The sequence below is a fragment of the Pedobacter mendelii genome (assembly GCF_014635725.1).
Lineage (GTDB): Bacteria > Bacteroidota > Bacteroidia > Sphingobacteriales > Sphingobacteriaceae > Pedobacter > Pedobacter mendelii.
Map to the genome: position 1 here is coordinate 22,206 of NZ_BMDJ01000009.1, position 25,809 is coordinate 48,014.

Here is a 25,809-nt window from a genome sequence, read left to right on the forward strand (position 1 = left end):
ATAATTTCAAATCAAATATCCTTTATGTTATCCGTAGCTGTAATTCCTCCATCAACCCAAGTCCATTCTATAGTTTCGTATGCGAAAGATACCTCTTCATACTCTACATATTTTGCCAAATCTGGGTCTTTCACGTTAGGCATAACAAATTTGATATTGATAATACGGGCATTTGTAAGTTTTACAGTATATTTTTGTGTTTCGGCTCCGCTACCAATTGCTGTCTTTATTTGTGTTCCCCAAAATTCAAGTTTCCATTCAGTTATGCTGTCGTTGCTTGCTAAAATATTGTATAATAAAGGTGATGATTTATCGAGCTCTTTAGTGATGATGAAGGGTGAATGAATTTTTCGGCCAACAGCCATTGCAGTTGACGGATTTGAAGGTGTACTCAATTGATGAGAAGCTGCTATGACTAAAATTTTACCTTCTCTACCTTTTTGAACTACCGATCCTTTTATTTCTCCGTTTCTTTTGCCTTTAAGCGTTAAATATGCGTTAAGTGCCATAATGTTTTTTTGTTTAAGGTTTACAGCGTGATTAGTTAATTTTAAATATACTGATTATTAATGTTTTACATCATAAAAATATCTTTTTTGAACATGCAAAGAGAACGTTTCTAAATTAAAATGAAATTGTGTTCTCAATGGCCAATTTTTTAATTTTGTAGTAAACAAAACATAATATGTCCAAGACAAAACTTACAATTAATAATAACGGATCAGTTAAAATAGAGGGCGATTTTGAAATCGTAGATAGAAGTGGTAACGAATATGGTTTGCAAGGCAGAACAGTTCTTTCGATTTGCAGATGCGGATTATCTAAAAACAAACCTTTTTGCGATGGTGCACACAATGGCCATTTTGAACATGAAGCAATAGCTTTCGATCTTCCTCCGAAGAAAGTTTAAAATGCTGTAATTCTTAGTCTGTCGAAATACTATTATGAAGAACTTCGACAGTCTAAATTTTACCAATTACATAATTTATTCAGCATCGTAAATAATTACCTTTTCAAACAAACCTCTGAATTCATCCAGGAACGCTTTATGGATTTGGTGAACCTGATAAACATCGTGGGCAGCTAAATCTTCAAAAAATAAAACCAAGCTAAAAGTATAAGTCGTGTCTACAACTGCTCTTTCTATTGGAGCAGGCATACCGATGTGAAGGGTTTTAACAACTTCTATATTTTCGAGGCTTTCCAAGCCTTTGCGGAAAGCAGTTTTGTGTTCTTCAGTGGTATCGGTTTTTAGCCAGAATAAAACGTGGTGTGCTATCATGAATTTAATTTTTTTTCAAATATAATGATAAGCTATAATCGAGTGGTTTCTATTTGTAAAATTATGCCCTAACTATCCATAAAGACATAAATTAAATAAGAATTTTATAGTGGTTTTTATCGAACAGAGTCAGAAATGATTGGTGCTTTTTTATGCGCTCAGCTTAGAAGGTGTAATGCCGTAAGCTTTTTTAAAGGCGAAAGAAAAATGCGATAAATCTTTAAAGCCAACTTCAATATATACATCTGATGATTTCCATCCTTTTTCTTTTAGAAGGTAATGTGCATCTTCCAATCTTTTTTGCTGTATCCAGCGATTAGGAGAAGTTCCATAAATCTTCTCAAAATCTCTTTTAAATGTTGCCAAACTTCTTCCTGTGAGGTAAGCAAAACGGTTAATATCTACATTAAATTTATAATGCTCATTCATATATGCTTCTAAATCTATTTTGCCTGGTTCTGTGAAATCAAATAAAATATCTTTTAGTTCGGGATTTGTTTGTAATAAAATTAAAATAGCTTCCTTTACTTTTAAAGTTGTGAGCACTCTATTCAACTCACCATTATTATCCAGATAAGGTTTAACCGATTCCATATAATTGATTAATAACCTTTTCGGTTCGAGTTCTAATCCAAAAATTTTGTTGTTTGGTTTCTGCATGTGTAAATCATACTCACCGCTAACTGCTTTCAAAGTATCCTGATCTAAAATTATTGAAATCGATTTATATTCACCACCTGGAGGAGGAAATTTCGTGTATTTTGCCAATTGATTTCTTCTGAAAAACCTAAAATCACCATCGTTAAAAACATATTTTTTACCGCCGATAAATATTTCTGATGATCCTGAAATTACATATCCAAACGTATGATTGGGAATAAAGTGCTCACCTTCACTGCTCTTTCTATGGTAGAAAGAAAAAAGAATGCCCTTTTGTTCTGTATGATTTGCCATACTTTAAAATTAGTGTATAAATTTTACTTGTGTGCCTGATAATTTTAAGAAAAACAAGTTTTATGGATTGTCAAGTTGGGCTTGCCGAAATTTTTACGCTATGTTTTATAGAGCTTCGACAAGCTCAGCCTGACAATTTTCATTGAGATTTTGAATTCCCTTTTAACGTTTAGTAAAAGATTTTCCTAATTCGGTATCAAGAAAATTGGTAGCTTCTATATGGTCGGTTGATAAACTAACCTCCATCCATTTTTCCATTTCTTCAGTTCTTGTAGCATCGGCAAACTTTAACATTCCGATTGCCTCGCTCCCTAACACTAAATGTATTGGTGGCTCCGGGTTTTCTACTAAATCTAAAATTACTTTGGCAGCTTTTTCGGGGTCTCCCGTTGGGATGAAATTGCCGCTTTGAAAAAAATCACTTCTTTGATCTACTAGTTCATAACCTTTTATTTTTGGTGCATAAGTCATTGAATTTCCAGCCCAATCGGCACGAAAGCCACCAGGTTCTACACTTGTAACTAAAATTCCTAGAGCAGAAACTTCTTTTGCTAAAGACTCGCTAAATCCACTAAGCCCAAATTTTGCTGCCTGATATATGCTTACACCTGCATTCCCAACGCGACCACCAACTGATGAAATTTGCAAAATCCGACCTGATCCTTGTTTGCGCATGTAAGGTAAAACTGCTCTCGTAATTTCTATCGGAGCATATAAATTTGTTTCCAGCTGACTGCGAACTTGCTCATCAGTAAAAGCTTCGGCGGCACCAACAATTCCAAAACCTGCATTATTTACCAACACATCAATTTTTCCGAAATGTTCTGTGGCAGATTTAACTGCTAAATAAATCTGCTCGTAATTTGTTACATCTAACTTTATTGGTAAAACCTGTTTAGGGTATTTTTCTACTAAATTTTTTAATGCATCGGTGTTTCTGGCTGTGGCGGCCAGTTTATCTCCTTTTGCTAAAACAGCTTCAGCAATGCTTCTTCCCAATCCTCGGGAACTTCCTGTAATAAACCAAACTTTTTCCATTTTCTTAATTTTTGTTTAGGTCAAAGTTATGGTTATACCAAAGCTAGCGTTTTGCTAAAAGGCTCAAATTGTTTTGTTTAAAAGCTCAAGTTATTTATCGAACTATTTTGATTTTGCAATGTTAGACATAGATAATTATACATTTATGGAAAAGAATAAGAAAAAGGGCAAAAATAAAAAAGGTAAAAAGAAAGGGGCTAAGAAAAATAAGCTTGGTGTTAAAAACTCACTTGTAAACAATATCAATGCCCGCAAAAAGAAAGGGAAATCGAGATCAAAAAAGAAATCCAAAATCAGCAAAAAGGCTTATAAGAAAATGCAAAGTGGATGGAAAAAATAGTATGATGATTAAATTAACCCTTCTATTATCATCAGCTTTGCTTTTAAAATAGCTGCAACGCTCATCGAATCGGTAATTTCTCCTTTTAAAACCATTTGATAAGCCTCTTCGAAAGGGAGTTTTTTTACGATAAGTTGCTCTGTTTCTTCTGGCATGGAAATGCCCTGAATTAAGCCTGAGGCAATATAAACAATGCTCAGTTCATCACTAACTGAGTTGGATAAATGCATGCGTTGAATCTCTTTCCAGTTCTTGGCGCTCATGCCTGTTTCTTCCAATAACTCTCTTCTGGCACTTTCAATAGGCTCTTTGTTTAAAGAGCCACCACCTTCAGGAATTTCCCAGCTATAAGCTTTTAAAGGATAACGATACTGACCAACCAGCCATGTGTTATAATCTTCATCTAATGGTAAAATCCCAATTGCAAAGTTTTTAAAATGAACCTCACCATAAATTCCACTCCCACCTGATGGATTTATAACCTGATGTTCGGTTAATCGAATCCAATTGTTATCGTATTTTACTTCACTTTCGAGCGTTTGCCATGGGTTGTTTTCTTCCATGCTGCAAGATAGAAAATCAATTTATAAAATAACTGCAGGCATTATTTTTTCGGTGGTGGCGGAATATTGTTTCTAGCTACTTTTGTAAAGCGATAATTGAGGCTTAAAATAAAGTTCTGGGTATTGTTGGTTGAAAAATTATTTGAACGAAAGTTTTCGCCTTCGCTATAAAATGTATTGTTTCTGTTGCCCAAAACATCATTAATACTAAGTCTTAAATTAAGTTTATTATTGAGGAAGGTTTTTCTGGCTGAAAGATTTGATGTAATATTGCCCTTACTTCTTCCTTGTGCATTCGCATTGTTGGCATAATTTAAGTTCGATTCTACAGCTGTTTTAAATGGCAATTGCATGGAGAAACCAAAATTAGCTCTGAAACTTAAACCATCCCGGTTTAGCGAACTATTCAAATTAGAAGTGTATTTATTTTGAATTACACTAAAGTTTCCATTCGTTGATATTTTATCTGTTGGTCTGTAATTTCCAATCAGCATAAAAGCTAATGAATTATTCGTGCCAATATTATCAAATGTACTTTCAGATCTTGCATTATTCGTTCCAGGGATTAAAGTTACGGTTCGGTAACGCTCTATAACACCTTGACTTGTTGAATAAGATAACCTAGGCGTAAAAGACCATTGCTGGCCAAAAGCACCAAAGCTAATATCTATTTGATGTGTGTATGATGGCAATAAGTTTGGATTACCGTAAGAAATATTAAGTGTATCTACATTATTAATTTGTGGATTTAAGTTGTTTTCCCTTGGTCTGTTAACCCTAATGCTGTAGCTCGCTCCAAAATTGTATCGTTTCCTGAAAAACTTGTTAACTGAAATATTCGGGAATAAACTCCAATAGGGTTTTAAATCATAGTTGCCACCATTAGAAAGATCGAATTTTACATCGGTAATTTCAGTTCTTAAACCTGTTCTTATTCCCCAGCCATTATTTCGATAATTGTATGATGCATAACCTGCAAAAATATTTTCGTTGTAATAAAATTGATTGGTGAGCTTACTATTTAAGAGATATTGCAGCGTCGAAAAATCGTAATTCTGAACCATTTGGTCGTTATCATTTTTGCGGAAATTAAAAGCCAAACCAAGTTCTACTCGATCGCGTTTTTTGAAAACAGGTTTATCGTAATCCAGGTTAAAATTTATACCCTCGTTACCATTATTGTTATTGTTTTTTTGCAGGGTTTGTGGCGATGAAGTAACAGGCATATAAGTTGTGTTATAAGCCCGTTCATCATAGCTTTTATTGGTGTTAAAGGTTAATCCTACAGATAGCTTTCCACCACTTGTATCAGTTTGTAAATTGTAATCGGCATTAATTACAAAATTTCTGCTTTTTCCATTTCCGGTATTTAGTTGGTTTCTTAATCTGCTTTCAAGCAAATCTTCTCCCAGGTAATGTAATTCATTTACTGAATAATTATCGCTGAGGTTATTGTTGTAATTTGCCGAAAGGCGAAGTTGTTGTTTAGGCGTAATATCCCAATCCAAACCTGCTCTATAATTGCCTCCGTTATTTTTGTTCTTATAGTTTCCGAATTGGTCGTAATAAAAAGTAGTATCAGGGAAAAAGTTTTCGCGATAGTTATGACTTTCTCCTTTGTTGATGTTATAACGGTAAGAACCGCTTGCATTTAGTGAATAGGTTTTTGCTTTGTATGATGCATTGGCATTCGTATTTACGTTGCCTTGCAAGCCTGCAGAAATACCTGCATTTCCGTTAAATCCAATTTTAAAACCTTTTTTTAAAACAATATTGATAATACCTTCGCCATCTCCGCTGTATTTTGCAGGTGGATTGGTAAGCACTTCTATTTTATCAATTGCATCTGATGGAAGCACGTTTAACAAATCTGCGATATTCGATGACATGTAATCAGATGGTTTTCCATCGATAAATATTCGGGTACTTTTTTTACCAGCAATAGTTGCGTTTCCGTCAATATCTACCTGAACCATTGGAACATTTTTTAATATGTCATTTGCCGTGCTACCTTCTGCTAAAAGTGAAGAACCCACATTAAAAGTTACGCCATCTGCACCAAACTCTATTGCTGGTTTTTTAACGGTAATAGTTACCTCTTGTAAAGCATTTTGTTCAGAACTCAATTTTAATGAGCCAAGATTTTTATCGAAATCTTTTTCCGTAATCACGATTCCATTTACAATTAGGGCAGCGTAACCTACATAGCTAATCTTAATTTTGTAATTGCCCGCCTTTAAATTTTTGATGATAAAGAAACCATTTTCATCTGTAGCCGATGTGCTGATGGCTTGCTCAGAAGTATCGAGGTAAACTGAAACAATGGCAGAAGGAATAGAAAGCCCACCAACCTCTTCCACAACCTTACCGCTAATATTTCCTTTATCTACAGCTAAAACGTTTAAGGCATTTAGCACAAAAAAAGAAGTTATTAAAAAGATTAGTAAATGTTTTTTCAAAGGCTTAGATTTTTTAAAAAAAAGGCATTTTGAAAATATTCAAAATGCCTTTATAGTTTTATTTTAGAACGAGCCTTCATCAGGTCTGTTTTCCTGCTGATCCTCTTTCTTAGGTTTTTTAGTATTGTTAAATAAAGTTTTTCCAAAACGATATGAGAACGTTAAATTCCCCATTGTGCCTTGCATTCTGCGTTCGAAATCAACAATTGTAGATGCGTCTTCAGTTGTCATGCTCCATCTTCGGGTATTAAATACATCTCTAACATTGAAACTAAGTGAAGCTTTTTTGTTAGGGAAATCGTATTTCGCACCACCATCTATTCCGTACATCGCATTCCGTTTTCCTTGAGCCATTACTTCAGCCGCACGGTAATCGCCACGTACCTGTACCGATAAATTTTTAACTACTGTTAGGTTTCCTGTTAAATTTGCATTCCAGCTAAATCCACTCGTAGTGGCAATATTAAAACGATCGTCACCAAAAAACTTACTTTGGTATAAGTTTACATTTGTTGTAAAATTTAATGCTTTAATCAAATCAAAACGGCCAATTAATTCTAAACCACTGTTAATTTGACGTGATAAATTTTGTGGTGTTGAGGTAATGATTCCGTTAACAGGTGTGCTTCTTATCCTTTGAATCACATCATTAGTTTGACGGTAGTATAAACTAGAGGTTAAAGTTACCTTTTTAAAATATTTGCTATAACCCAATTCAAATGAATGTACATCTTCGGGTAATAAATTAGGGTTACCACCTCGGTAGTTTAAAGGATCTGAAACATCTAAGAATGGATTTGTATCCCATGGTCTTGGACGATTAACACGACGTGTATAGCTTAACTGAACGGTATTATCACCACTAAGTTTCTGTGTTAAAAACACACTTGGATATAATCTTTTGTAATGAATATTTCCTGCACTAGAAGTTAATACATTATTCGTGTAGCCGTCTAAATGAGTATCTAAGCGTGCGTCTTCAGCTCTCAAGCCCAACTGGTAGCCAAAATCTTTAATCTGATTTTGGTAATTTAAATAAATGGCATGAACCTGATCTTTACTATCAAAATTATTAATCAGTTTGTTATTTTGAATATAAACATCTGTTGCGGTTAAAATTGAATCTGCGTATTGGCCATTATCGCCTAAACGAATCTGACTACGATAACCGGCTTCAATTTTTCCTGCTTTTCCAACGGGCAGGCTGTAGTCTGCCTGTATATTATAATTTGTATTGTCACCCCTGTTAAATGTACGCTGCAAGCTTGGGTTTAAGTTTACCGCCGATCCATTTAGGTTAGTAATGGTCGTATTATAAGTTTGGTCGTTATCATTTGTTCCGTAAGAATAACCAAAATTAAACGTTAATTCCTCTTTCGGTTTTTTAAACTTCTGGTTATAATCAAGGTTCAAATCATAGCTGTTTCCAGTACCGGTTGTTGCATTATTTCTATTGCTCGTTAAAACCGGATTTAAAGAAGCACCCAATTGTCTGATACTGATAACTTCATTACGATCGTTTTCCCTGGCATTAAAACCTCCCGATAAACTAATTATGCTTTTAGGCGCTAAGTAATAATCTATACCGGCTTTAGCATTGTGGCCTTTATCTAGAGAACTAGAAGCCGTGTTTTGATTTGCAAAGAATGTAGAACTTGTTGAGTTTTTGTAGGTAATATCTTGGAAACCACCACCTATACGATTACCATAACGGTAGCTGTAATTTCCATAAACATTTACCTTGCTATTTTGGAAACTTAAATTAGTATTAGCATTATAATTGTCGCGATTACCAGCGGTTACAGCTGCAGAACCGTTAAAGCCTAGCTTTGTGTTTTTCTTTAACACAATGTTTATAATACCCGACTGTCCTTCTGCATCATATTTAGCAGATGGATTGGTAATTACCTCAACACTTTCAATTGAACTTGCAGGAATTGATTGCAGAATTTGAGCAACATTTCCACCGGCAATTAATGACGGTTTACCATCAATTAAAACTTTTACACCAGTTGAACCACGCAAACTCACGTTTCCATCTATATCAGTTGATACTGAAGGAACGTTTTGCAATAAATCTCCGGCAGAGCCGCCTTCACTAACTAAACTTTGATCTACAGAAAAAACTTTTTTATCGATACCCATTTGTATCGCCGCTTTTTGTGCAGTTATGGTAACATCTTTAAGTACATTTCCTGCTGCGGTATTCATTTTAATTTCACCAAAGCTTAATGTGCCTGTTGTGGCAGTTATAGTTACGTTATCTCTAACCATGGTTTGGTAACCAACAAAACTTATTTTAAATGTGAATGTTCCTGCAGGTAAATCGGCCATAACAAAAGCGCCATTAATATCTGTTTGTGCCACTTTAACATTTGCCTTTGTTTCCTTATTAATTAAAACAGCTGTTGCAAATGGTATTGTTTCCTGCGTTTTGGCATCTTTTAATACACCTGTGATTTTGGCTTTACCACCAGTTTGAGCAAATAAACTAAAGGATAGGAAAAGTAAGAACGTAGTGATTTTTATTGTTTTTGATTGTAAAAGTCTCATTAAATTTTAAAAGTTTTATTAGTTTTCGTAAAGAGTGACAAAGAAACGGCACGGAAGTTTAAAATAAGTGCCGTAACTATTTTATTACAGCCGTTTTACAGTAATATTTTTGTTGGTATTCCCCATCATTTTTAGTTGCTTTAGATTAATGATTTTTGCGCCACAATCAAACATTATTACAATTGATAAATTATGAAAATGTTACTTTTGCTTTACCATGAGTAAAAGAATATTAATTGTTGATGATTTGCATCCTGCCTTTAAAGAAGAAGCCACTAAACTAGGTTACGAAGTAGACGATGAGCCGAAAATTACCCGTCAGGAAACTTTAAGCAGAATTGCAGATTATGAAGGTATTGCCGTTAGAACTAAATTCAGGATTGATGCCGAAATTTTCGACGCTGCACCAAATTTAAAGTTTGTTGCCCGTGCAGGTGCAGGTTTGGATAATATCGACGAAAAAATTGCTTTTGAGCGAAATATTCTACTGATAAATGCGCCAGAAGGCAATTGCGATGCCGTTGGTGAACATGCAATGGGTTTGCTTTTGTCGTTGATGAATAATTTCCGCAGTGCGGATATGGAAATTAGAAATGGTATTTGGGATAGAGAAGGCAGCCGTGGTTACGAATTAAAAGGTAAAAAAGTTGGTATTGTTGGTTACGGTTTTATGGGACAAAGTTTCGCCAAAAAACTGGCAGGTTTTGAGGTTGATGTAATGGCTTATGATAAATATAAAACCGGTTTTAGTGATGCCTTTGCACGCGAGGTGAGCATGGAAGAAATAGTTAAACATAGCGATGTTTTAAGTTTACATATTCCTTTAACTACAGAAACCAGGCAAATGATTGATGATGAATATTTCTTTCACTTTAAAAAACCAATATTCTTTATTAACACCGCCAGGGGCGAAATTGTGAATACAAAGGCAGTGCTGAACAATTTAAAATCGGGCAAAATTTTAGGCGCAGGCTTAGATGTTCTGGAAACTGAAAAATTCCCTGCTTTAAGTGAACAAACCTGGTATAATGATTTGATAACAAATGATAAGGTTATCTTGACACCGCATGTTGGCGGCTGGACATTTGATTCTTACCGCAAAATATCGGAGGTGTTGGCAGGTAAGTTGGGCAACTTACCTGAATAAAATACGGCGCTAAATGCGCTGTATAAATGTTGCAGTTAGCAGTTTTAAACTTTCAGTTGACGATTTTATACTTTCAGTTCGTAATTCTGAACTTGCAGTAAGCAGTTTTGAATTTGCAGTTAATAGTTCTATACTTGCAGTTGACATTTTTAAGTTTGCAGTGAACGGTTTGATACTTGCAGTTATTAGTTTTAAACTTTCAGTAAGTAGTTTTGAACTTTCAGTAAGTAGTTTTTAATTTGCAGTAGGCAATATTAAACTTTCAGTAAGTAGTTTTGAAATTGCTGTAAATAGTTTTAAACTTTCAGATACGGCGGCCTTCTTTCCAGATAATTTTTACAGCCGACATTTTTTCGTTTTCCAACCTCATTTCAGGGTAAACCATGAAGCCATTTTTTAAGTAAAAGTTTAAGGGCGATTTATAGATTTCGCCGTTTTGCTTTATGGCTTCTTCTTTATCGATAACCCAGGCATTTAAAACGGTTTCATTTTCTTTTAGTGCACTTAATAGCGCTGTTCCTTTCCCCATTCCGTGGATTTTTTCATCCAAAAAATCTGGCAAACCATTTTTCGTTATCTCTGATAAATTTGCAAGCCCAAGCCAATATTTCGCCGTTTTCATTTTCGAGTAAATAATGGATCGGTTGTGCTAAAGTTGCCAGGTAATCGTCAAAACCTTTTGTATCAGAAAAGTTTAATGATTTTGGATATTCATTATTCCAGATGGCGGAGATTTGTGTTTTTTCGGTGGGCGTGAGGGAGGGAGTGTGGAGCATTGAGCAATAATTTTGAGACACAATGCTAATACATTGAGACTTGTGTAATTTGTTGTATTGGAATGGCTCCTTGGATACATTTCAGAATAAAGATGTCTGAATAATTTTTTTAGGGTGAAATGTTCCAATGATTACAAAAGGATTTGGCGCAATTAGGTGAAACTCCCTAGTTGTTCCCAAAAACAAATAAAGGTCTTTCATTTTAGCAAAATCGTCAAAGTATTTCTTTTTAACATCTTCGCACGCTCTAGCTTCAATACCCTTTTGTCTTTTTAAACAATTCCAATACAGTTGACCAATTTCCCAATCTTCTATCATCATTGTTCTTTCGATACCGTCATCACTTGTAAACTTATAAGAAAACTTATAAGGAAGTTTTGGAACAACTTCAAATGGGTTTTCTGAATTTTGGAAAAGGTTAGTTTGTTGGGCTCTAGCTTTGAGTGCATCAAGTTTTTTCTTGTCCCATTCTCTATCAACCTTTTCTATTTTGAAATCTAAAATTTCTTTTGGCTTAAAAACCGAAAGGGAAGTATATTTTGTTGTATCCTTTGCCTGAGAAATAAGTTCGGTCATATTGGTGTGAACATTTTTAAGAACAACTTTTCTTCTATTATCCCATGAACCACCATCAGCCTTTATTTCATCAATTTTTTTAAAATTATTTTCAATTGATTTTGGTTTATGGCTTTCTAAACGAAAGTCTGAACTATTCTTTTCAAGGTCAACTTCAATCCAATCATATTTGCTGTATTGCTTATCGTATTCAAGTTTGCGAAATGGTATTGGGTAAATTCTTATCCAACTTCCATCTTCAAGAAATCCTGCTGTACATACAAGTTCGTCATACTTGCTTGAAAGCGTAGGATATGTTTTAACAGCAATTAGAACTTTGGTCAACGCCATTTAAATATGTTTTAATTCATAATTCCATTTAGGTAGTGCTATAATTGCTTCTGCAAGGTGTTTTCTATGGCATTGGCAAATATTCGCTTCAAAACAAGTTAATGCAATTCTTTTTCTATTTATTAATAGATTCAAGATTTGTTCTTGCTGGCTTGCTGTTTTCTTTAAGTTTTGCTTTTTATAAATATCAAAAAGATTGTCGTAATCTTTCTGTGTTTTTAGTTCCTTTCTTTGCTTCGATTGAATACCAACTTCTGGAATATGTAAATATTCAATGTTCAAGCTGGCGCAAAATGTTTTCAATTGATTTTTTGAAAAACCAAACTTCATACTTAAAGCATTGTTTCTAACATCCACTAAAACCTTCACATCATTTTTAATCAACCGATTTAAGTACACTTCCAAAGAAATTCCTTCATAACCAATTGTATAAAGGATCGTATTATTATTTATTGGTTTTGAATTTAAAACTTTATCATATTGCTCATCATTTAAAATTTCCTTTGCCATAATACTATTGATTGCGTAATAATGATAATTCAAGTAAGTCAACTTCATTAAAGAAGTTGTTGATAACTTACCATAAGTATTTTTAATATCGATTAAGATTTTTTTGTCCTTCTCATCAAGCACTTTTATGTAGTCAACAGAACCAATTTTTGTAAAACTCGATTTGTCTTCTGATAATTGATCATGTTTAACCATTGCTTTAAGGTCAGCATTGGCCGAAAACGAGTAGCAGCCATATTTATAGGGAACAAAATCATAATCAGGTTTTAATTGTCTTTTAGTAAACAAAAAAAGCAATTTTTGCAAGGAAATTTTTGGTAGATTGCCAGCAAATGCTTGCATCAATGCTAAAATAATTTTTCTTCTGTAAAACATTTTATAAAGGTAAAGAAATACTAGATAGGGTTACATTGAAAGATGAACTTTCTTAGTCAAATTATGGCAGTCTTTAAGGATGTTGTAAAGTATATCAAAGAAACCCTCTTGAGTTTCTATTTTGATTAATCATATTCTCTAAAAAATTTAAACCTTATTAACATTTATTTACAACATCAGTTAATTTCTCCCCAACCTTTCCTCAAAAAACCTGCCTCAAATCAATCTTAATTTCTTAAATTGGCAATACAATTCTAACTAATTATATCATGCCGAAAGATCACCTATACAAAACCACTGTAACCTGGACGGGCAATAAAGGCTCGGGTACAATGGATTACCGCTCATACGATCGCGATTATTTAATTTCTGTAAAAGGTAAAGCCGATGTTTCAGGTTCATCAGATTCTGCTTTTTTAGGCGATAAATCTAAATACAATCCAGAAGATTTATTATTGTCGTCTATTTCGAGTTGCCACATGCTTTGGTATTTACATTTGTGTTCGAAAAACGAAATTGTGGTAATCGATTATAAAGATGAGGCCGTTGGTACAATGGAAGAATCGGCAGATGGAAGTGGTAAATTTAGAGAAGTAACTTTGCATCCGCAGGTTTTAATAGCTGATAAGGCACATTTTGAATTGGCAGAAACCTTGCATAAAGAGGCTAACAAAATGTGTTTCATCGCAAATTCGCTTAATTTTCCTGTTAAGCACGAAGCAAGCTGTAAGGCAGAGAATGGGTAATATTTGGCAGTTTTCAGTTGACGGTTCTTACTACTGAAAACCGCCAACTGAAAATCCAACTACTTTACTTCGTAAACATTATCTGTTGGTGTAGCATCCATGAAGATGCCTCCATCCAGTTTAATTGATTTTATTTTATGGTTGGTATTAATCGTCATGGTCATTTCCTTTTGATTCACTTTCCAAACCGCTGGCGTTTTGTGAATGGTTTCGGTTTTACCTTCTGTATCGGTTACCAAAATATCAAATGGAATTGCAAAACCGCCTTCATTTTTAATTACAAAAGTTGCTTTACCGTTAGAAATTTGAGGCTTTGTTAGCACTAAATCGATGTAATTATTGGTAAAAAACCAGTTCTGGAAAAACCAGTTTAAATTCTGACCAGAACCTGTATTCATCGAGTTAAAATAGTCCCAAGGAATAGGGTGTTTGCCATTCCAGTTATCCATATAGTGATGAAGCGACTTTTTAAATAAATCATCACCCAGCATATCTTTCAAAGCGATGTAAGAAAGTGAAGCTTTTCCGTAAGAGTTGTTTCCATAACCGGCACCCGAAACTTGGTCAGACATCGAAATTATCGGTTGATCTTCTTCGGCAGATTTATCGTTAATGTAACGCTGAACCCTAAAGGTTTTATAAAATTTATCGGCTGCTTCTTTACCATGTTCGGCAATGCCGATTAAATATTCTAAAGTTGTTGCCCAACCTTCATCCATATATGCGTAACGGGTTTCGTTAATGCCCATGTAAAAAGGGAAGTAGGTGTGTGCTACCTCATGGTCTTGAACCAATTGAGCAAAAACCGGGTCACCGCTATCAGAATCGTTAACCATCATTGGATACTCCATATCCGCAAAACCCTGAAAAGCGGTCATTTTTGAAAAGGGATAAGGAACGCCAGGCCAGTTATTTGAAAACCAGTTAAGTGCATATAAATTGTTTTTCACTGAGTTTGGGAAATCTTTCGATTTTACATTATAAGCTGCCTGAGTGCTCACCCTTCTATTGGCTTTTGCATCAACAACAACACTTGCTGCATCCCACAAATAGGTGCTGCTTAAACCAAAGCAAACATCGGTAATGTGGTTGGCAGTAAACTTCCAGGTATTCCAGTCCTTTTGCAAAGTAACTTTTCCATCTTTCAATTCCTGTTCATTAGCAATATGCTGAATCTCATCTTTTAAATAAGATTTTTTCAATCTCGAAGCAATTTCGGGTTGCAAAACTTCATCGGGATTTAATAAATCGCCTGTGGCGTAAACTATATAATTTTTTGGTGCTTTAACCGAAAAGGTATAGTCATTAAAATCGTTATAAAATTCTGCCCGGTCGGTATGTGGAATTCTGTCCCAACCGTTGTAATCGTCATAAACTGAAATTCTTGGATAGCTGTATGCCACATAAAACGTAGTCGGGTCAATTTGTCCTTCTCTGCCGCTTTCTTTTGATAATGGATAATCCCAATCTATTTTAACGGTAGTTTTAGATTTTGGAGCCAATGGTTTTTTCAACCTTACGTTACCAACCGTACCCCAATCTTTCGTATTTACTGCAATGGTTTTTCCATCAACAGAAAAAGCCGAAATGTTTAAGCCTGCACTTAAAAAATCCTGACTAACACTGCCACCTCTGGGTGCGGTAGGTTTATGTAAATTGTTTACAAAACGAATGGTAAGCGTTCTTAAAGTGTCTGTACTGTTGTTGCTGTACACAATATCTTCAGTTCCGCTCACAACTTTTGTATTGGCATCAACTTTAATTTCCATAGTGTATTTGCCATGGTTCTGCCAATAATTTGGGCCAGGCTTGCCGTTCATGGTACGCGTACCTTTTGCATAAGCTGCTTTAATGTTTCTGGGCATATAAAGTTCTTGTGCTGATGTGGCATAAGTTCCTAAACAAGTCAAGATGGCTATTGATAATAACTTTTTCATTTTTCTTAATAATTTTACTAATCTAAAAATAATGGATGAATTTTAGGTGAAGTGGAAGGCTGGTTTTATTAAATGGTTGATGTAATTCGCATTAGATCCAGCCATAATAAGCAAAATCTGTTTGAGGTTGATACGCCTTAAATTCCTGTAAACCCTTAAATCATAAAAATCCTGCTTATTTATTTGCTTTTGTAATTTCCACAATTTATCTTCGTTATAATTGAAGCAAGACTATGTAGCAAACCAACTATATAGTCTTGTTTGTTTTTTATAGTGTTTGAATAAAATTAATAGAGCAATGACAGATGTAACGTACTATACACAAGAGGGGTTAGATAAATTAAAAGAGGAAGTTCATTATCTAACAACAACGGGGCGTCAGCTAATATCTAAAGCAATTGCTGAGGCTAGGGATAAAGGTGATTTATCGGAAAATGCAGAATATGATGCTGCGAAAGAAGCGCAGGGTTTGCATGAAGCCAAAATATCTAAACTAAAAAATACTTTGGCAAATGCCCGTTTAATTGATGAATCAAAAATGGATTTATCAAAAGTTTTAGCTTTATCGATAGTTAAAATTAAAAATGTTAAAAACGGCGCTACAATGACATACCAGTTGGTTGCAGAGACTGAAGCCGATTTAAAAACCGGAAAAATTTCTGTTAAATCGCCAATTGCTCAAGGCTTGCTTGGTAAATCGGTCGGCGAATTTGCCGAAATTGAAGTGCCGGCAGGTAAAATGCAATTCGAAGTTTTAGAAATCTCCAGATAAGGTAGAGGTTGGAAGGTAGATGGCGTAAGGCTAACTTTCCACTCTCAAACCCAATACCCTTAACCTTTTAACCTTCCATCTTTATGACTATCTTTTCGAAAATTGTTGCTGGAGAAATTAGCGCACACGTTGTAGCTGAAACTGTAGAATATTTAGCTTTTTTAGATGTTCAGCCTTTAACTGCCGGCCACGTTTTAGTAATCCCCAAAGTTGAAAGAGATTACATTTTCGATATGGAAGAAGATCTATATGTAGGCCTTTGGATGTTCGCAAAGATTGTTGCAAAAGGCCTTAAAACAGCTTTCCCTTGTAAGAAAGTTGGTGTTTCGGTAATTGGACTTGAAGTTCCTCATGCGCATATTCACTTAATCCCGATGAATAATGTTAGCGATATGAATTTCAGCAAAGAAAAATTAAAGCCAACTCAGGAAGAACTTGCAGAAGCTGCTGAAAAAATTAGGCAGGCTTTGTCGGAAGAATAAAAAAAAGCCGACTATCTTAAAATCAGTCGGCCCGTCTACCCTGTCGATCAACCCATCGTGTCTTTATGGTGCAGGTGCAACTATTGATGTTGCATTCAACATTGGCCAAAAACCTGGTGCAGGACCAACGCTAGATCCTTTATTGTCGCCACGTTTTGTATCTTGTCCGAAATAATATAACGGCCATCCTTTATAAGTCATTTGTTTTTTACCGAAAACATCTATTATTGAAATCATATCTTTTGAGATAATAGATGGCAAACTCTTTAGTTCAGCCTCATAAACTGGCCAAATGGTATTGTTGGTTAAATCAGCCTTGGTAAAAGTATTTTTATTGTTTTTATCAGGAGAAAAGGAATAAAGCGCTCTTCCACTAGCATCCGTAAAGTATTTTGTTAAGCCTGTTCCTTCAGCGTAAGTACTTGTATACAATTTTCCGTTTAAACCCGTCATTTGTGTGTTGGCCAGCATTAGCGAATAATCGGGTTTTGCAACAAACCAGATTCCTCCAATGCCATCACCTTTGGTTTCGCCAACAGCTGCATCACTTTGGTAGTAATACAATGGGTAGCCTTTAAAAGTACTTTGTTTGCGGCCATCGGCTCTGGTAATTTCACCAACATCCGCAGGATTAATGTTCATATCCGTACTAATATCTACAGAATAATAAAGCGGCCAAACGGTTTCGCATCCACCAATACAGGTTGGTGTTCCGGCAACATCATTAGAGAATATATAAAGTGTTTTGCCTGAATTATCGGTAATTATGGTGCCGAATTTAACATCTACGGCTAGTTGGATGCCTTTTTTAGAAATGATTTCATCTGTGTTACTTTTCTTACAAGCAACGGTAAATAGCAAAGCAACACATAGCATCACTAATAGGTTTTTTTTTAAGTAGATTAGCATAACAATTTTATTTAATGTTTAGTTATGCCTATTACGTTCACTAGCTTTAAAAGGTTGCTTTAATTAATCTTATATTCTAATATCTATTGCTTCAAAAAAAATTGTTCATTAAGGATAAAAAATATTCTGTCGGGGCAACCTTTTACTTTTTTAACCGTATAGTGTTTTAGAAAGGAGAATTAGTGATTCCTAATCGCGACAATGAACATGCTTTAGAAAATTACATTAACGGATGTATTAGAAATGAAAGAGAAGGCCAGCAAGCACTCTATAAACATTTCTATGGCTTTGCTATGGGCATTTGTTTGCGTTATGCTAATAATAGATTGGATGCTGCGGGAATACTAAACGACGGGTTTTTTAAAGTTTTTAAAAATATTGAGAAATATGAGTCTGATAAGCCATTTAAAGCCTGGATTGGACGAATAATTACCAATACAGCTATAGATCATTATCGTGCGAATTTAAAATTTGCAGATCATACCGATATTTCTGAGCATGATGAAGTTGCCAATGATCAATCTGTGTATGCAAAGCTGGCATACGAAGATTTATTAGCATTGGTTCAGAAACTATCGCCTGCCTACAGAACCGTTTTTAACCTTTTTGCAATAGATGGCTATTCGCATGAGGAAATTTCAGAAATGCTTTCTATTTCTGTAGGGACTTCTAAATCTAATTTATTTAAAGCAAGGCAAAAACTTCAGGATATGCTAAAAACTCCTGTAACCGTTTACGAGCGAAAAATGGTGCCGGTACAGTCGGAAACCATGCAGGTGAATTTTAATACGAATACAAAATGAAAAAAGGGAACGATATAGATAATTTATTTAAAAACGGATTGGAGCATCCCGATATTCCCTTCAACGATGCCGATTGGCAGGCGATGGAGAAGCGCTTACATCCAAAACCCAAACGCAGAATTGCGCCTATCATATGGTTTTCTGCATTAAGCGGATTAGCGGCAATGCTTTTAATTGTGTTTTTTGTGATGAAACCTGCTGCAGAAAAATCTGATGATTTAGCAAAAACAAAGCTGCTAAAAATTAAAAAATTAAATAAAAATTTATCTGACAAAAACGGTGTAAAAGATAATTTAAAGGATAAGTCAATAACTGAAGAACTTGGAAACAATAAATCGATATACTTTAATAATTTCGAGGCAACTACGAATTCAAGTCATTCAAAAACGAATTTATTAACAAATATTAAAGCTGGAAATATGGTTGAGGGTAACAGTATTTTAGGTTTATCGAATACGGCCCTGTTGAGTAATAACTTATATGGAGGCAGTTTAATTGAATCACCAAATTACAGCGATTTGGCTATGTTTAGCCCTGGCACAAACTATAAGCCTAAGGTTGGCAAGCCCGATAACAAAATTGAAATTAAAAATTTTAGTAATAAACCAAGAATGGTTTTGAGTATTTTGGCTGCGCCTGATTTAACATCTGTTCAATATTCGGGGAAAAGTAGTGTAAGTGGAAGTTTTGGCGCTGAATTAACAGTTTTCCTGACTAAAAGATTAAGCGTTACAACTGGGGCTGCTTATGCTAAAAAGATTTACAATTCTGAATTTAGTTTGTATAATCCTAATTCAACATATGTGTTTAAAAATCAGCCAATAAATATCCACGCCAATTGCGATGTAATAGATATTCCATTAAATGTGAATTATAAAATTTTCGAGAAACGCAAAAATTCGCTAACGTTAAGCACAGGTTTATCGAGTTATTTGATGCTTAAGGAAAAGTATAGTTACACCTATGCAGAAAATGCACAGGGAAGAAAGGAATATGAGGTCAAAAATCAAAATAAGCATTATTTAGGAATCGCAAATATCGGTGTAGAGTTTCAACACAAAATAAACAATAAGTTTAGTATAAGCGCTCGCCCGTTTATGAAACTGCCTTTAACCGATATTGGTTATGGCAATATGAAATTATCTTCTACAGGGGTTGCCGTTTCAGTAAATATGAATTTGTTTAAGAAAGTAAATTAGTGTTTACGAAGATTTTGGTCGGGCAGGGGTACAAAATCTGTTTCGCCTGGAACAGGTTTATAGCTTTGGTTTAACCATTTGGTTTTTGCTTCTTCTATTAGTGCTTTATCGGTGGCAACAAAGTTCCAATAAATGAAACGTTCTTCAGGGAATGGTTCTCCACCAAAAATATAAACTGTTGTGTTTTCATGCATTTCAAATTCACAAAGCTTGGCATTGTTGGCAATTAAAATGTGTTTCGGCTCAAAAATATTGCCCTCGCTTTCAACAGCGCCATCTAAAATATAAAGTGCGCTTTCTCCAAACAAATCATCCCCAATATTTAATTTTTGCCTAGATGAACTTTTTATCTCGATAAAATAAAGCGGACTATAAACCGGTACCGGAGATTTTTTCCCAAATGCTTCACCTGCTATTAATTTAAACTTCAATCCATTTTCTTCCCAATGAGGAATTTCTTGTTCTTCGACATGGAAGAACTCAGGTTTCATTTGCTCTAAATGCTTTGGTAAAGCAACCCAAATTTGCAAACCATGAAGCATCTTATCTGTGGTTCTTAAATAATCTGGAGTACGTTCGGAATGTACAATTCCACTACCTGAAGTCATCCAATTGACTTGCCCGGGTTTGATAACAACATTATTGCCCAAGCTATCTTTATGTGTTATTTCTCCTTCAAATAAGAATGTTAAAGTTGATAAACCAATATGTGGGTGCGGTGGAACATCCAGGTTTTCGTGGTCGCTCATTGCCGCCGGACCCATGTGGTCGATAAAAGAAAATGGCCCAACCATTCGCTTTTCTCTAAAAGGCAATAATCTACCAACCATAAAGTTGCCAATATTGGCTGGGCGTTCATCTATAATAAGCGAAATATTCGACATGGGATTTACTTTTTAACAAAGTGAATTTAAGGAAAAACTTATCAAGTTGATAATCAAAAAAAAAGGCATCTCTTTCGAAATGCCTTTTACAATTATGTGATTTCTAAACCAATTCTGCTAAAGCCTCTTTGCTAAAGCCTTTTAATTGGTCAAGGTGGTTATTTTTAATTTTTTCTACCCATTGTGGATCAGATAAAAGTACACGACCAACAGCAATTAAATCAAAATCGCCTCTGTCCATTCTGCGTACCAACTCATCTAAAGAACTTGGTTGAGAACTTTGTCCGGCAAAAGCGCCAAAGAAATCGCCATCTAGACCTACTGAACCAACAGAAATGGTTGCTTTACCAGTGATTTTTTTAGCCCAGCCTGCAAAATTCAAATCAGAGCCTTCAAATTCTGGCTCCCAAAACCGACGTTGAGAACAGTGGAAAATATCGATACCAGCATCAGCCATTGGCGTTAACCATTGTTCCATTTCATGTTCGTTTTTAGCCAATTTAAAATCGTATGCAGCTGGTTTAAATTGCGATAAACGAATGATTAAAGCAAAATCTTCGCCAACTCTTTTACGCACTTCTTTAATTACTTCAACCACAAAGCGGGTACGCTCAGCCAAAGTTTTACCACCCCAAATATCAGTACGATTATTAGTCGCATCCCAAAAAAACTGGTCAATCAAGTATTGATGAGCGCCATGAATTTCAACTGTATCGAAACCTAAAGCTTTCGCGTCGGCAGCTGCTTGTCCAAATGCCGCAATTGTATCAGCAATCGCTGCATCAGTCATGGCAACACCATTTTCAAAACCCGGACTGTTAAAACTAGATGGACCTTCAAAAGGTGTGCTTGGCAACCATCCTGAAGCATGATTTGCAGATATACCCTGGTGCCAGATTTGTGGCCCCATTTGACTGCCTTTTGCGTGAACATCATTAATTACTTTTTGCCAGCCGGCTAATGCTTTTTCGCCATAGAAATGCGGAATGTTTGGATCGGCAGATGATGATGGCCTATTTATTACCGTGCCTTCTGATAAGATTAATCCAACTTCGCCCGCGGCTCTTTTTGCGTAATATTCTGCAACATTCGTAGTAGGTACACCATGGGGAGAAAACGAACGCGTCATTGGTGCCATTACAATTCTATTTTTAATATTTAATGTTTTCAGATTAAATGGTCTGAATAAACTATCTGTGTTCATATTGTTTTAAATTTTATAATTCGGAATTAATGATTTTACTTAATTTTTCTATACCTTCTTTATTGCGTTTGTAATAAGTCCACTGGCCAACTCGGGTTGCCGAAACTAAATCCGCACGCTGTAAAATAGAAAGGTATTCAGAAATTGTACTTTGAGATAAACCTGCTTTGATTTGAATTTGCCCAACACAAACGCCAATATTTTCGAAATCGGCATTTGCTTGATCCGGAAAATTTTCTGCAGGTTCTTTGAGCCAGTTCAAAATTTGTAGACGGGTTTTATTAGCAAGAGCTTTAAAAATTTCTACTTGATTCATGCAGCAAATATATATCGACTTTTCCCGATATACCAATATTATTTAGCAAGTTGACAATAATATGTAAATTAAGGCTAGATTTAGTTAGAAGCGGATGAGTGTAGCATATCGAAATTTATGCAAAAAAAGAACGGGGATAAATCATACCGACCTATCCCCGTCATCTAAATTAACGCTCTCGTATATATAAACACCAAAAATTGTTATTTATTATCTCGAGCTGAATTTTTTTTTATTTTTTTACAGCTGGCTTTTTAGCAACTGCTTTTGGCTTCTTCTCTACCAATGTTAAATCTTCTGTTGCTTCAGTTTTTTTCTTTGCTGGTGCTTTAACTTTTTTGGGTTCTGCTACAGCTGCTGCTTTAACTTCAACTTTTTTCTTTGCCGATGCTTTAGCTTTTTTTGGCTCCGCTACAACTTCTTCTTCAACCTCAACTTTTTTCTTTGCCGGTGCTTTAGCTTTTTTTGGCTCAACTACAACTTCTTCTTCAACATCAACCTTTTTCTTCGCTGATGCTTTAGCCTTTTTTGGTTCGATTACTACTGGGGCTTCAATAGCAAGCTCTTCTTTAGCTTTAGGGGCATCAACCTGATTTAAGTAATTTGCTAAAACTTGTTTCAAATAAATTTCGGGTTTTGGCATGTTAATTACCGTTCCTGGTTCTTTATCCTGAGATTGTTTAATATATGCTGATTTAATTTTGCCCCAATCTTTTGAGTATAATTTGATAAACATCTCTACGAATTGTTCATCTGTATATTTTTTAGACAGCCTGCCCAGCACTGCCTGAATTTTTTCTTCCTTTTTATGTAATACCGCCATCGTTTTAATTTTGCACAAAGATAACCGATAATCATGTAAATAGCGCATGTAAACTTTTTACCAGTTTGCTCTCATCGTTTTTTGTAGTATAATCAACTTTTTTCACAAACAACAATTTTTCAAAAAGATAAATAAGCATAAATAATTTAAATTTTTTCTAACGTAAGTCCTTCCATTGGTGTAGCAGATTTATTGCTTTTAATTTCGCTTTGGTGCAGCTTTCTGTAAGAGAAACAGCCGATTAATACCGCAATCGCTCCCTGGAATAAAACTGTGTTTGGTGTACCAACAAGTTGCGAAATACTGCCGATTAATAAACCGCCCAGTGGTTGCATACCAAAGAAAGCCATGGCATAAAAGCTGATAACTCTTCCTCTCATATTTGGATCAACTGTGGTTTGAATTAAGGTGTTGCTAATTGTAATTTGCGACATCATCCCAAAGCCAGAAATTGTTGCAAAAACCAATGCAATAGGATAATAGGTGGTATGAGAAAATAAAGCCAATCCGGCACCAAAAACTAAAGTATTTATTGCCAAAATTTTCCGGAGGTTTTTACCAGGTTTTAAGGATGCCAAAAACATAGCTCCCGAAAAAGCACCTAAGCCTATCACGCTATCAATAACGCCAAAAGTTGAAGCCGTTCCTTTAAAAATGTCTTTAGCATAAACCGGAATTAATGTACTAAAAGGCAAAACAAATAAACTTATCAACGCCAGCATAATTAAAACAGATGCAATAGATGGTGTAGCTTTTATGTAGGCAAAACCTTCTTTCAACTCACCAACTATGTTTTTTGTATGCGGTTTAGAAACATACTTTGGCAACTTCATCATTAGTAGTGAGCCAATAACGGCTATAAAACTTACTGCGTTTAAGCCAAAACAAATATCATCTCCCAATTTTTCTAAAGCTAAACCTGCCAAACCAGGCCCAATTAACCTCGAAAGATTTACCATCGAAGAATTTAATGCCAAAGCGTTTGGTAAATCTGCTTTATCATCAACCATTTCATAAACCAATGATTGTCTGGCTGGTACATCGAAAGCATTAATTAAGCCTAATAAAGCACTTAAGGCTATAATTTGCCATATATCATAATGCTTTGTAAAAATCAAAACCGTCATTAGTATGGCTTGAACCATCGAGGCGATTTGCGTAAATAACAATAGCTTGTACCTATCATATCTATCGGATGCAACCCCGCCAATAAATGAAAAAATGAAAGAAGGAAAAAGACTTGCGAAAAGCGTTAATCCGAGCATAAAGTTAGAATGTGTTTGCTCGTAAACTACCCAGCTTACGGCTGTTTTTTGCATCCAGGTTCCGATTAGGGAAATGGACTGGCCGCCAAAGTAGAGGCGGTAATTACGGCTTTTAAATGCATTAAATGTACTGATGTTCATAATTCAAGGCCATCTGATTAGAAATTAACCAGCTTTGTTAAAGGACCTATAGCTTCTTTTAAAATTAATTGTTCTTGTTCCGTGCAAACTTCTGCAATAGCTTTACTTAACCATTCATCTCGCTCATGTCTAACCTGCTCCAGCATTTCTTTTCCTGCTGATGAAAGCGAAATATGAATTTTCCTTTTATCTGTTTTAGATGCAGTTTTAGAGATTAAATTTAAATCTGAAAGGTGATTTAGCAGTTGCCCCATTGATTGAGGCGTAATTTTTTCAAGCACAGCTAATTCTGCAGAAAGCAAATAATCATGCTGCTCCAATAAAACCAGAATGGAACGTTCCGTTTGAGATAGAACCGTATTTGATGGAGAAAGCTTGCGCATTTTACGGTTTAGTCTTGCTAAAACTGGACGAAGTGCCGAAGCGATTGAATTACTATTTTCTATGCTCATTATTGTAAGTAGAACTTATAAGTTTACCTTACAAATATAGTACGAACTTAGAAGCTCCGTTAGTTTCTGAAATTAATTGACATAAAAAAGATGATTAAAAAATGATTTAATAAAACTGCACGCTTAAAATGAAAAAGACCATTCATAGCAAAGATTTAACAGATGCATTTATCAAACAGTCAAATTTCTATCTTTGTACAATTAAAATAATCAAATGAGTAAATTTTTCGGGTACATTTTAACGCCAGTATTTTATTTTTTCTTCGGTTTAATGCTTTGCATTTTCCATCCCATTCAATGGGTTTGTTTTAAGTTTTTCGGTTATAAAGCTCATAAAATTTCGGTAGATGCGCTAAACTTCTTCTTAACCTCTTGCCAAATCTTTTTGGTAAACTCAATTAATTTTAAAAACGATTTTGATTTACCAACAGATAGGCCAATTATTTTTGCTTCAAACCATCAAAGTATGTATGATATTCCTTCTTTGATTTGGTTTTTACGCAAGCATCATGCAAAATTTATTTCAAAAATTGAGCTAACTAAAGGTATTCCATCCATTTCAATAAATTTGCGTTTAGGTGGCGGTGCCAATATTAACAGAAAAGATAATAAACAGGCAATTTCAGAAATCATAAAGCTTGGGCGTAGAATGAAAGATAATAACTGGAGCACCGTAATTTTTCCTGAAGGTACGCGAGCCAAAGACGGGCAGTTAAAAACCTTTCAGTTTGGTGGTGTGGCAACCTTGTTAAAAGTTGTCCCAAATGCATTGGTTGTTCCTGTGGCTATAGAAAATTCATGGAAAATTGTTCAATATGGTATGTTTCCTTTAACAACAGGCCACGCTTTAAAATGGACGGTATTAAAACCCATCGAGCCTGCTGGAAAAGCACCAGAAGAAATTACTTTAGAAATTGAAACAGAGATTAGAAAGGTTTTGAAGCAACCCATAAATTACCCTTCAATCGTATAG

Annotated in this window: 28 protein-coding genes; 10 read left to right on the forward strand and 18 right to left on the reverse strand. The window is 35.0% G+C overall.

The annotated features are described in order from the left end of the window. Positions 1–11 precede the first annotated feature (11 nt). Positions 12–509, reverse strand: a complete 498-nt coding sequence (gene tssD, locus IEV50_RS14540; protein ID WP_188415677.1) for a type VI secretion system tube protein TssD — start codon at positions 507–509, stop codon at positions 12–14. 176 nt (positions 510–685) lie between these two features. Between tssD and IEV50_RS14545 the strand changes: the two genes are divergently transcribed. After that, on the forward strand, positions 686–910 hold the full coding sequence (locus tag IEV50_RS14545) for a CDGSH iron-sulfur domain-containing protein (RefSeq protein ID WP_188415679.1): 225 nt from the start codon (positions 686–688) through the stop codon (positions 908–910). 75 nt (positions 911–985) lie between these two features. Here the strand turns inward: IEV50_RS14545 and IEV50_RS14550 are convergent, their stop codons facing one another. The 3 genes from IEV50_RS14550 to IEV50_RS14560 all read right to left on the reverse strand — a co-directional run bounded on the left by IEV50_RS14550 (position 986) and on the right by IEV50_RS14560 (position 3,274). Then, positions 986–1,282 (reverse strand): Dabb family protein, encoded by a 297-nt coding sequence (locus IEV50_RS14550; RefSeq protein ID WP_188415681.1) that lies wholly within the window; start codon positions 1,280–1,282, stop codon positions 986–988. 150 nt (positions 1,283–1,432) lie between these two features. Continuing rightward, positions 1,433–2,236, reverse strand: a complete 804-nt coding sequence (locus tag IEV50_RS14555; RefSeq protein WP_188415683.1) for an AraC family transcriptional regulator — start codon at positions 2,234–2,236, stop codon at positions 1,433–1,435. 162 nt (positions 2,237–2,398) lie between these two features. Next, positions 2,399–3,274 (reverse strand): oxidoreductase, encoded by an 876-nt coding sequence (locus IEV50_RS14560; protein ID WP_188415685.1) that lies wholly within the window; start codon positions 3,272–3,274, stop codon positions 2,399–2,401. Positions 3,275–3,419: 145 nt separating this feature from the next. Here IEV50_RS14560 and IEV50_RS14565 point away from each other — a divergent pair, with 145 nt between their 5' ends. Beyond that, positions 3,420–3,614 carry a hypothetical protein gene (locus tag IEV50_RS14565; protein WP_188415687.1) on the forward strand — a complete coding sequence of 65 codons (195 nt, stop codon included), beginning with the start codon at positions 3,420–3,422 and terminating at the stop codon, positions 3,612–3,614. Between the two features lie 8 nt (positions 3,615–3,622). Here IEV50_RS14565 and IEV50_RS14570 read toward each other — a convergent pair whose 3' ends face one another. The 3 genes from IEV50_RS14570 to IEV50_RS14580 form a co-directional block, all read right to left on the reverse strand. Further along, a complete protein-coding gene (locus tag IEV50_RS14570) occupies positions 3,623–4,177 on the reverse strand; it encodes an NUDIX domain-containing protein (RefSeq protein ID WP_188415689.1) in 555 nt (184 codons plus the stop codon). A gap of 41 nt (positions 4,178–4,218) precedes the next feature. Beyond that, on the reverse strand, positions 4,219–6,636 hold the full coding sequence (locus tag IEV50_RS14575) for a TonB-dependent receptor (protein WP_188415691.1): 2,418 nt from the start codon (positions 6,634–6,636) through the stop codon (positions 4,219–4,221). Positions 6,637–6,699: 63 nt separating this feature from the next. Beyond that, positions 6,700–9,189, reverse strand: a complete 2,490-nt coding sequence (locus tag IEV50_RS14580; protein WP_188415693.1) for a TonB-dependent receptor — start codon at positions 9,187–9,189, stop codon at positions 6,700–6,702. 217 nt (positions 9,190–9,406) lie between these two features. Between IEV50_RS14580 and IEV50_RS14585 the strand changes: the two genes are divergently transcribed. Continuing rightward, positions 9,407–10,336 (forward strand): NAD(P)-dependent oxidoreductase, encoded by a 930-nt coding sequence (locus tag IEV50_RS14585; RefSeq protein WP_188415695.1) that lies wholly within the window; start codon positions 9,407–9,409, stop codon positions 10,334–10,336. A 13-nt stretch (positions 10,337–10,349) separates the two neighbouring features. Continuing rightward, on the forward strand, positions 10,350–10,574 hold the full coding sequence (locus IEV50_RS14590) for a hypothetical protein (RefSeq protein ID WP_188415697.1): 225 nt from the start codon (positions 10,350–10,352) through the stop codon (positions 10,572–10,574). A 66-nt stretch (positions 10,575–10,640) separates the two neighbouring features. Here IEV50_RS14590 and IEV50_RS14595 read toward each other — a convergent pair whose 3' ends face one another. The 3 genes from IEV50_RS14595 to IEV50_RS14605 all read right to left on the reverse strand — a co-directional run bounded on the left by IEV50_RS14595 (position 10,641) and on the right by IEV50_RS14605 (position 12,723). Next, entirely contained in the window at positions 10,641–10,958 is a 318-nt protein-coding gene (locus IEV50_RS14595; RefSeq protein WP_188415699.1) for a hypothetical protein, read from the reverse strand. 235 nt (positions 10,959–11,193) lie between these two features. Next, a complete protein-coding gene (locus IEV50_RS14600; RefSeq protein WP_188415702.1) occupies positions 11,194–12,018 on the reverse strand; it encodes a DUF8758 domain-containing protein in 825 nt (274 codons plus the stop codon). Beyond that, a complete protein-coding gene (locus tag IEV50_RS14605; RefSeq protein WP_229746748.1) occupies positions 12,019–12,723 on the reverse strand; it encodes a DUF488 domain-containing protein in 705 nt (234 codons plus the stop codon). A 449-nt stretch (positions 12,724–13,172) separates the two neighbouring features. Between IEV50_RS14605 and IEV50_RS14610 the strand changes: the two genes are divergently transcribed. Then, positions 13,173–13,649 carry an OsmC family protein gene (locus tag IEV50_RS14610; RefSeq protein WP_188415706.1) on the forward strand — a complete coding sequence of 159 codons (477 nt, stop codon included), beginning with the start codon at positions 13,173–13,175 and terminating at the stop codon, positions 13,647–13,649. Between the two features lie 59 nt (positions 13,650–13,708). Here the strand turns inward: IEV50_RS14610 and IEV50_RS14615 are convergent, their stop codons facing one another. After that, positions 13,709–15,586, reverse strand: coding sequence for a M1 family metallopeptidase (locus tag IEV50_RS14615; protein WP_188415708.1), 1,878 nt, complete (start codon positions 15,584–15,586; stop codon positions 13,709–13,711). Positions 15,587–15,884: 298 nt separating this feature from the next. Between IEV50_RS14615 and greA the strand changes: the two genes are divergently transcribed. Together greA and IEV50_RS14625 are read left to right on the forward strand one after the other, a co-directional pair. Further along, entirely contained in the window at positions 15,885–16,358 is a 474-nt protein-coding gene (gene greA, locus IEV50_RS14620) for a transcription elongation factor GreA (RefSeq protein ID WP_188415710.1), read from the forward strand. 83 nt (positions 16,359–16,441) lie between these two features. After that, positions 16,442–16,840: an HIT family protein gene (locus tag IEV50_RS14625; RefSeq protein ID WP_188415712.1), complete on the forward strand. Its 399-nt coding sequence runs from the start codon at positions 16,442–16,444 to the stop codon at positions 16,838–16,840. A gap of 63 nt (positions 16,841–16,903) precedes the next feature. Here the strand turns inward: IEV50_RS14625 and IEV50_RS14630 are convergent, their stop codons facing one another. Continuing rightward, entirely contained in the window at positions 16,904–17,749 is an 846-nt protein-coding gene (locus tag IEV50_RS14630) for a hypothetical protein (protein ID WP_188415714.1), read from the reverse strand. A gap of 182 nt (positions 17,750–17,931) precedes the next feature. Between IEV50_RS14630 and IEV50_RS14635 the strand changes: the two genes are divergently transcribed. Next, positions 17,932–18,552, forward strand: a complete 621-nt coding sequence (locus IEV50_RS14635; RefSeq protein WP_229746749.1) for an RNA polymerase sigma factor — start codon at positions 17,932–17,934, stop codon at positions 18,550–18,552. After that, positions 18,549–19,751 carry a porin family protein gene (locus tag IEV50_RS14640; RefSeq protein WP_188415716.1) on the forward strand — a complete coding sequence of 401 codons (1,203 nt, stop codon included), beginning with the start codon at positions 18,549–18,551 and terminating at the stop codon, positions 19,749–19,751. Before IEV50_RS14635 ends, IEV50_RS14640 begins: the two co-directional genes overlap by 4 nt. Here IEV50_RS14640 and IEV50_RS14645 read toward each other — a convergent pair. The 6 genes from IEV50_RS14645 to IEV50_RS14670 form a co-directional block, all read right to left on the reverse strand. Further along, positions 19,748–20,635 (reverse strand): pirin family protein, encoded by an 888-nt coding sequence (locus IEV50_RS14645; RefSeq protein WP_188415718.1) that lies wholly within the window; start codon positions 20,633–20,635, stop codon positions 19,748–19,750. The two genes, IEV50_RS14640 and IEV50_RS14645, sit on opposite strands and share 4 nt — an antisense overlap. 103 nt (positions 20,636–20,738) lie before the next feature. Beyond that, positions 20,739–21,839: an NADH:flavin oxidoreductase gene (locus IEV50_RS14650; RefSeq protein WP_188415720.1), complete on the reverse strand. Its 1,101-nt coding sequence runs from the start codon at positions 21,837–21,839 to the stop codon at positions 20,739–20,741. Positions 21,840–21,852: 13 nt separating this feature from the next. Next, complete coding sequence (locus IEV50_RS14655) at positions 21,853–22,101, reverse strand: ArsR/SmtB family transcription factor (protein WP_443094344.1); 249 nt, start codon at positions 22,099–22,101, stop codon at positions 21,853–21,855. 286 nt (positions 22,102–22,387) lie between these two features. After that, positions 22,388–22,978 (reverse strand): hypothetical protein, encoded by a 591-nt coding sequence (locus tag IEV50_RS14660; RefSeq protein ID WP_188415724.1) that lies wholly within the window; start codon positions 22,976–22,978, stop codon positions 22,388–22,390. A gap of 146 nt (positions 22,979–23,124) precedes the next feature. Further along, entirely contained in the window at positions 23,125–24,384 is a 1,260-nt protein-coding gene (locus tag IEV50_RS14665) for an MFS transporter (protein ID WP_188415725.1), read from the reverse strand. A 17-nt stretch (positions 24,385–24,401) separates the two neighbouring features. Next, positions 24,402–24,836: a MarR family winged helix-turn-helix transcriptional regulator gene (locus IEV50_RS14670; RefSeq protein ID WP_188415727.1), complete on the reverse strand. Its 435-nt coding sequence runs from the start codon at positions 24,834–24,836 to the stop codon at positions 24,402–24,404. A gap of 214 nt (positions 24,837–25,050) precedes the next feature. On the opposite strand from IEV50_RS14670, the gene IEV50_RS14675 reads away from it, so the two are divergent. Continuing rightward, the gene (locus IEV50_RS14675; RefSeq protein WP_188415729.1) at positions 25,051–25,809 is read left to right on the forward strand and encodes a lysophospholipid acyltransferase family protein; all 759 of its coding nucleotides are present in this window, start codon (positions 25,051–25,053) and stop codon (positions 25,807–25,809) included.

Coding starts and splice junctions, on each gene's coding strand:
- IEV50_RS14585 (WP_188415695.1), top strand. CDS start 9,407: ATGAGTAAAAGAATATTAATTGTTGATGATTTGCATCCTGCCTTTAAA.
- IEV50_RS14675 (WP_188415729.1), top strand. CDS start 25,051: ATGAGTAAATTTTTCGGGTACATTTTAACGCCAGTATTTTATTTTTTC.
- IEV50_RS14570 (WP_188415689.1), bottom strand. CDS start 4,177: ATGGAAGAAAACAACCCATGGCAAACGCTCGAAAGTGAAGTAAAATAC.
- IEV50_RS14645 (WP_188415718.1), bottom strand. CDS start 20,635: ATGTCGAATATTTCGCTTATTATAGATGAACGCCCAGCCAATATTGGC.
- IEV50_RS14545 (WP_188415679.1), top strand. CDS start 686: ATGTCCAAGACAAAACTTACAATTAATAATAACGGATCAGTTAAAATA.
- IEV50_RS14590 (WP_188415697.1), top strand. CDS start 10,350: ATGCGCTGTATAAATGTTGCAGTTAGCAGTTTTAAACTTTCAGTTGAC.
- IEV50_RS14555 (WP_188415683.1), bottom strand. CDS start 2,236: ATGGCAAATCATACAGAACAAAAGGGCATTCTTTTTTCTTTCTACCAT.
- IEV50_RS14615 (WP_188415708.1), bottom strand. CDS start 15,586: ATGAAAAAGTTATTATCAATAGCCATCTTGACTTGTTTAGGAACTTAT.
- greA (WP_188415710.1), top strand. CDS start 15,885: ATGACAGATGTAACGTACTATACACAAGAGGGGTTAGATAAATTAAAA.
- IEV50_RS14640 (WP_188415716.1), top strand. CDS start 18,549: ATGAAAAAAGGGAACGATATAGATAATTTATTTAAAAACGGATTGGAG.
- IEV50_RS14580 (WP_188415693.1), bottom strand. CDS start 9,189: ATGAGACTTTTACAATCAAAAACAATAAAAATCACTACGTTCTTACTT.
- IEV50_RS14665 (WP_188415725.1), bottom strand. CDS start 24,384: ATGAACATCAGTACATTTAATGCATTTAAAAGCCGTAATTACCGCCTC.
- IEV50_RS14630 (WP_188415714.1), bottom strand. CDS start 17,749: ATGCTAATCTACTTAAAAAAAAACCTATTAGTGATGCTATGTGTTGCT.
- IEV50_RS14660 (WP_188415724.1), bottom strand. CDS start 22,978: ATGGCGGTATTACATAAAAAGGAAGAAAAAATTCAGGCAGTGCTGGGC.
- IEV50_RS14560 (WP_188415685.1), bottom strand. CDS start 3,274: ATGGAAAAAGTTTGGTTTATTACAGGAAGTTCCCGAGGATTGGGAAGA.
- tssD (WP_188415677.1), bottom strand. CDS start 509: ATGGCACTTAACGCATATTTAACGCTTAAAGGCAAAAGAAACGGAGAA.
- IEV50_RS14670 (WP_188415727.1), bottom strand. CDS start 24,836: ATGAGCATAGAAAATAGTAATTCAATCGCTTCGGCACTTCGTCCAGTT.
- IEV50_RS14605 (WP_229746748.1), bottom strand. CDS start 12,723: ATGGTTAAACATGATCAATTATCAGAAGACAAATCGAGTTTTACAAAA.
- IEV50_RS14595 (WP_188415699.1), bottom strand. CDS start 10,958: ATGAAAACGGCGAAATATTGGCTTGGGCTTGCAAATTTATCAGAGATA.
- IEV50_RS14550 (WP_188415681.1), bottom strand. CDS start 1,282: ATGATAGCACACCACGTTTTATTCTGGCTAAAAACCGATACCACTGAA.
- IEV50_RS14650 (WP_188415720.1), bottom strand. CDS start 21,839: ATGAACACAGATAGTTTATTCAGACCATTTAATCTGAAAACATTAAAT.
- IEV50_RS14565 (WP_188415687.1), top strand. CDS start 3,420: ATGGAAAAGAATAAGAAAAAGGGCAAAAATAAAAAAGGTAAAAAGAAA.
- IEV50_RS14600 (WP_188415702.1), bottom strand. CDS start 12,018: ATGGCGTTGACCAAAGTTCTAATTGCTGTTAAAACATATCCTACGCTT.
- IEV50_RS14610 (WP_188415706.1), top strand. CDS start 13,173: ATGCCGAAAGATCACCTATACAAAACCACTGTAACCTGGACGGGCAAT.
- IEV50_RS14625 (WP_188415712.1), top strand. CDS start 16,442: ATGACTATCTTTTCGAAAATTGTTGCTGGAGAAATTAGCGCACACGTT.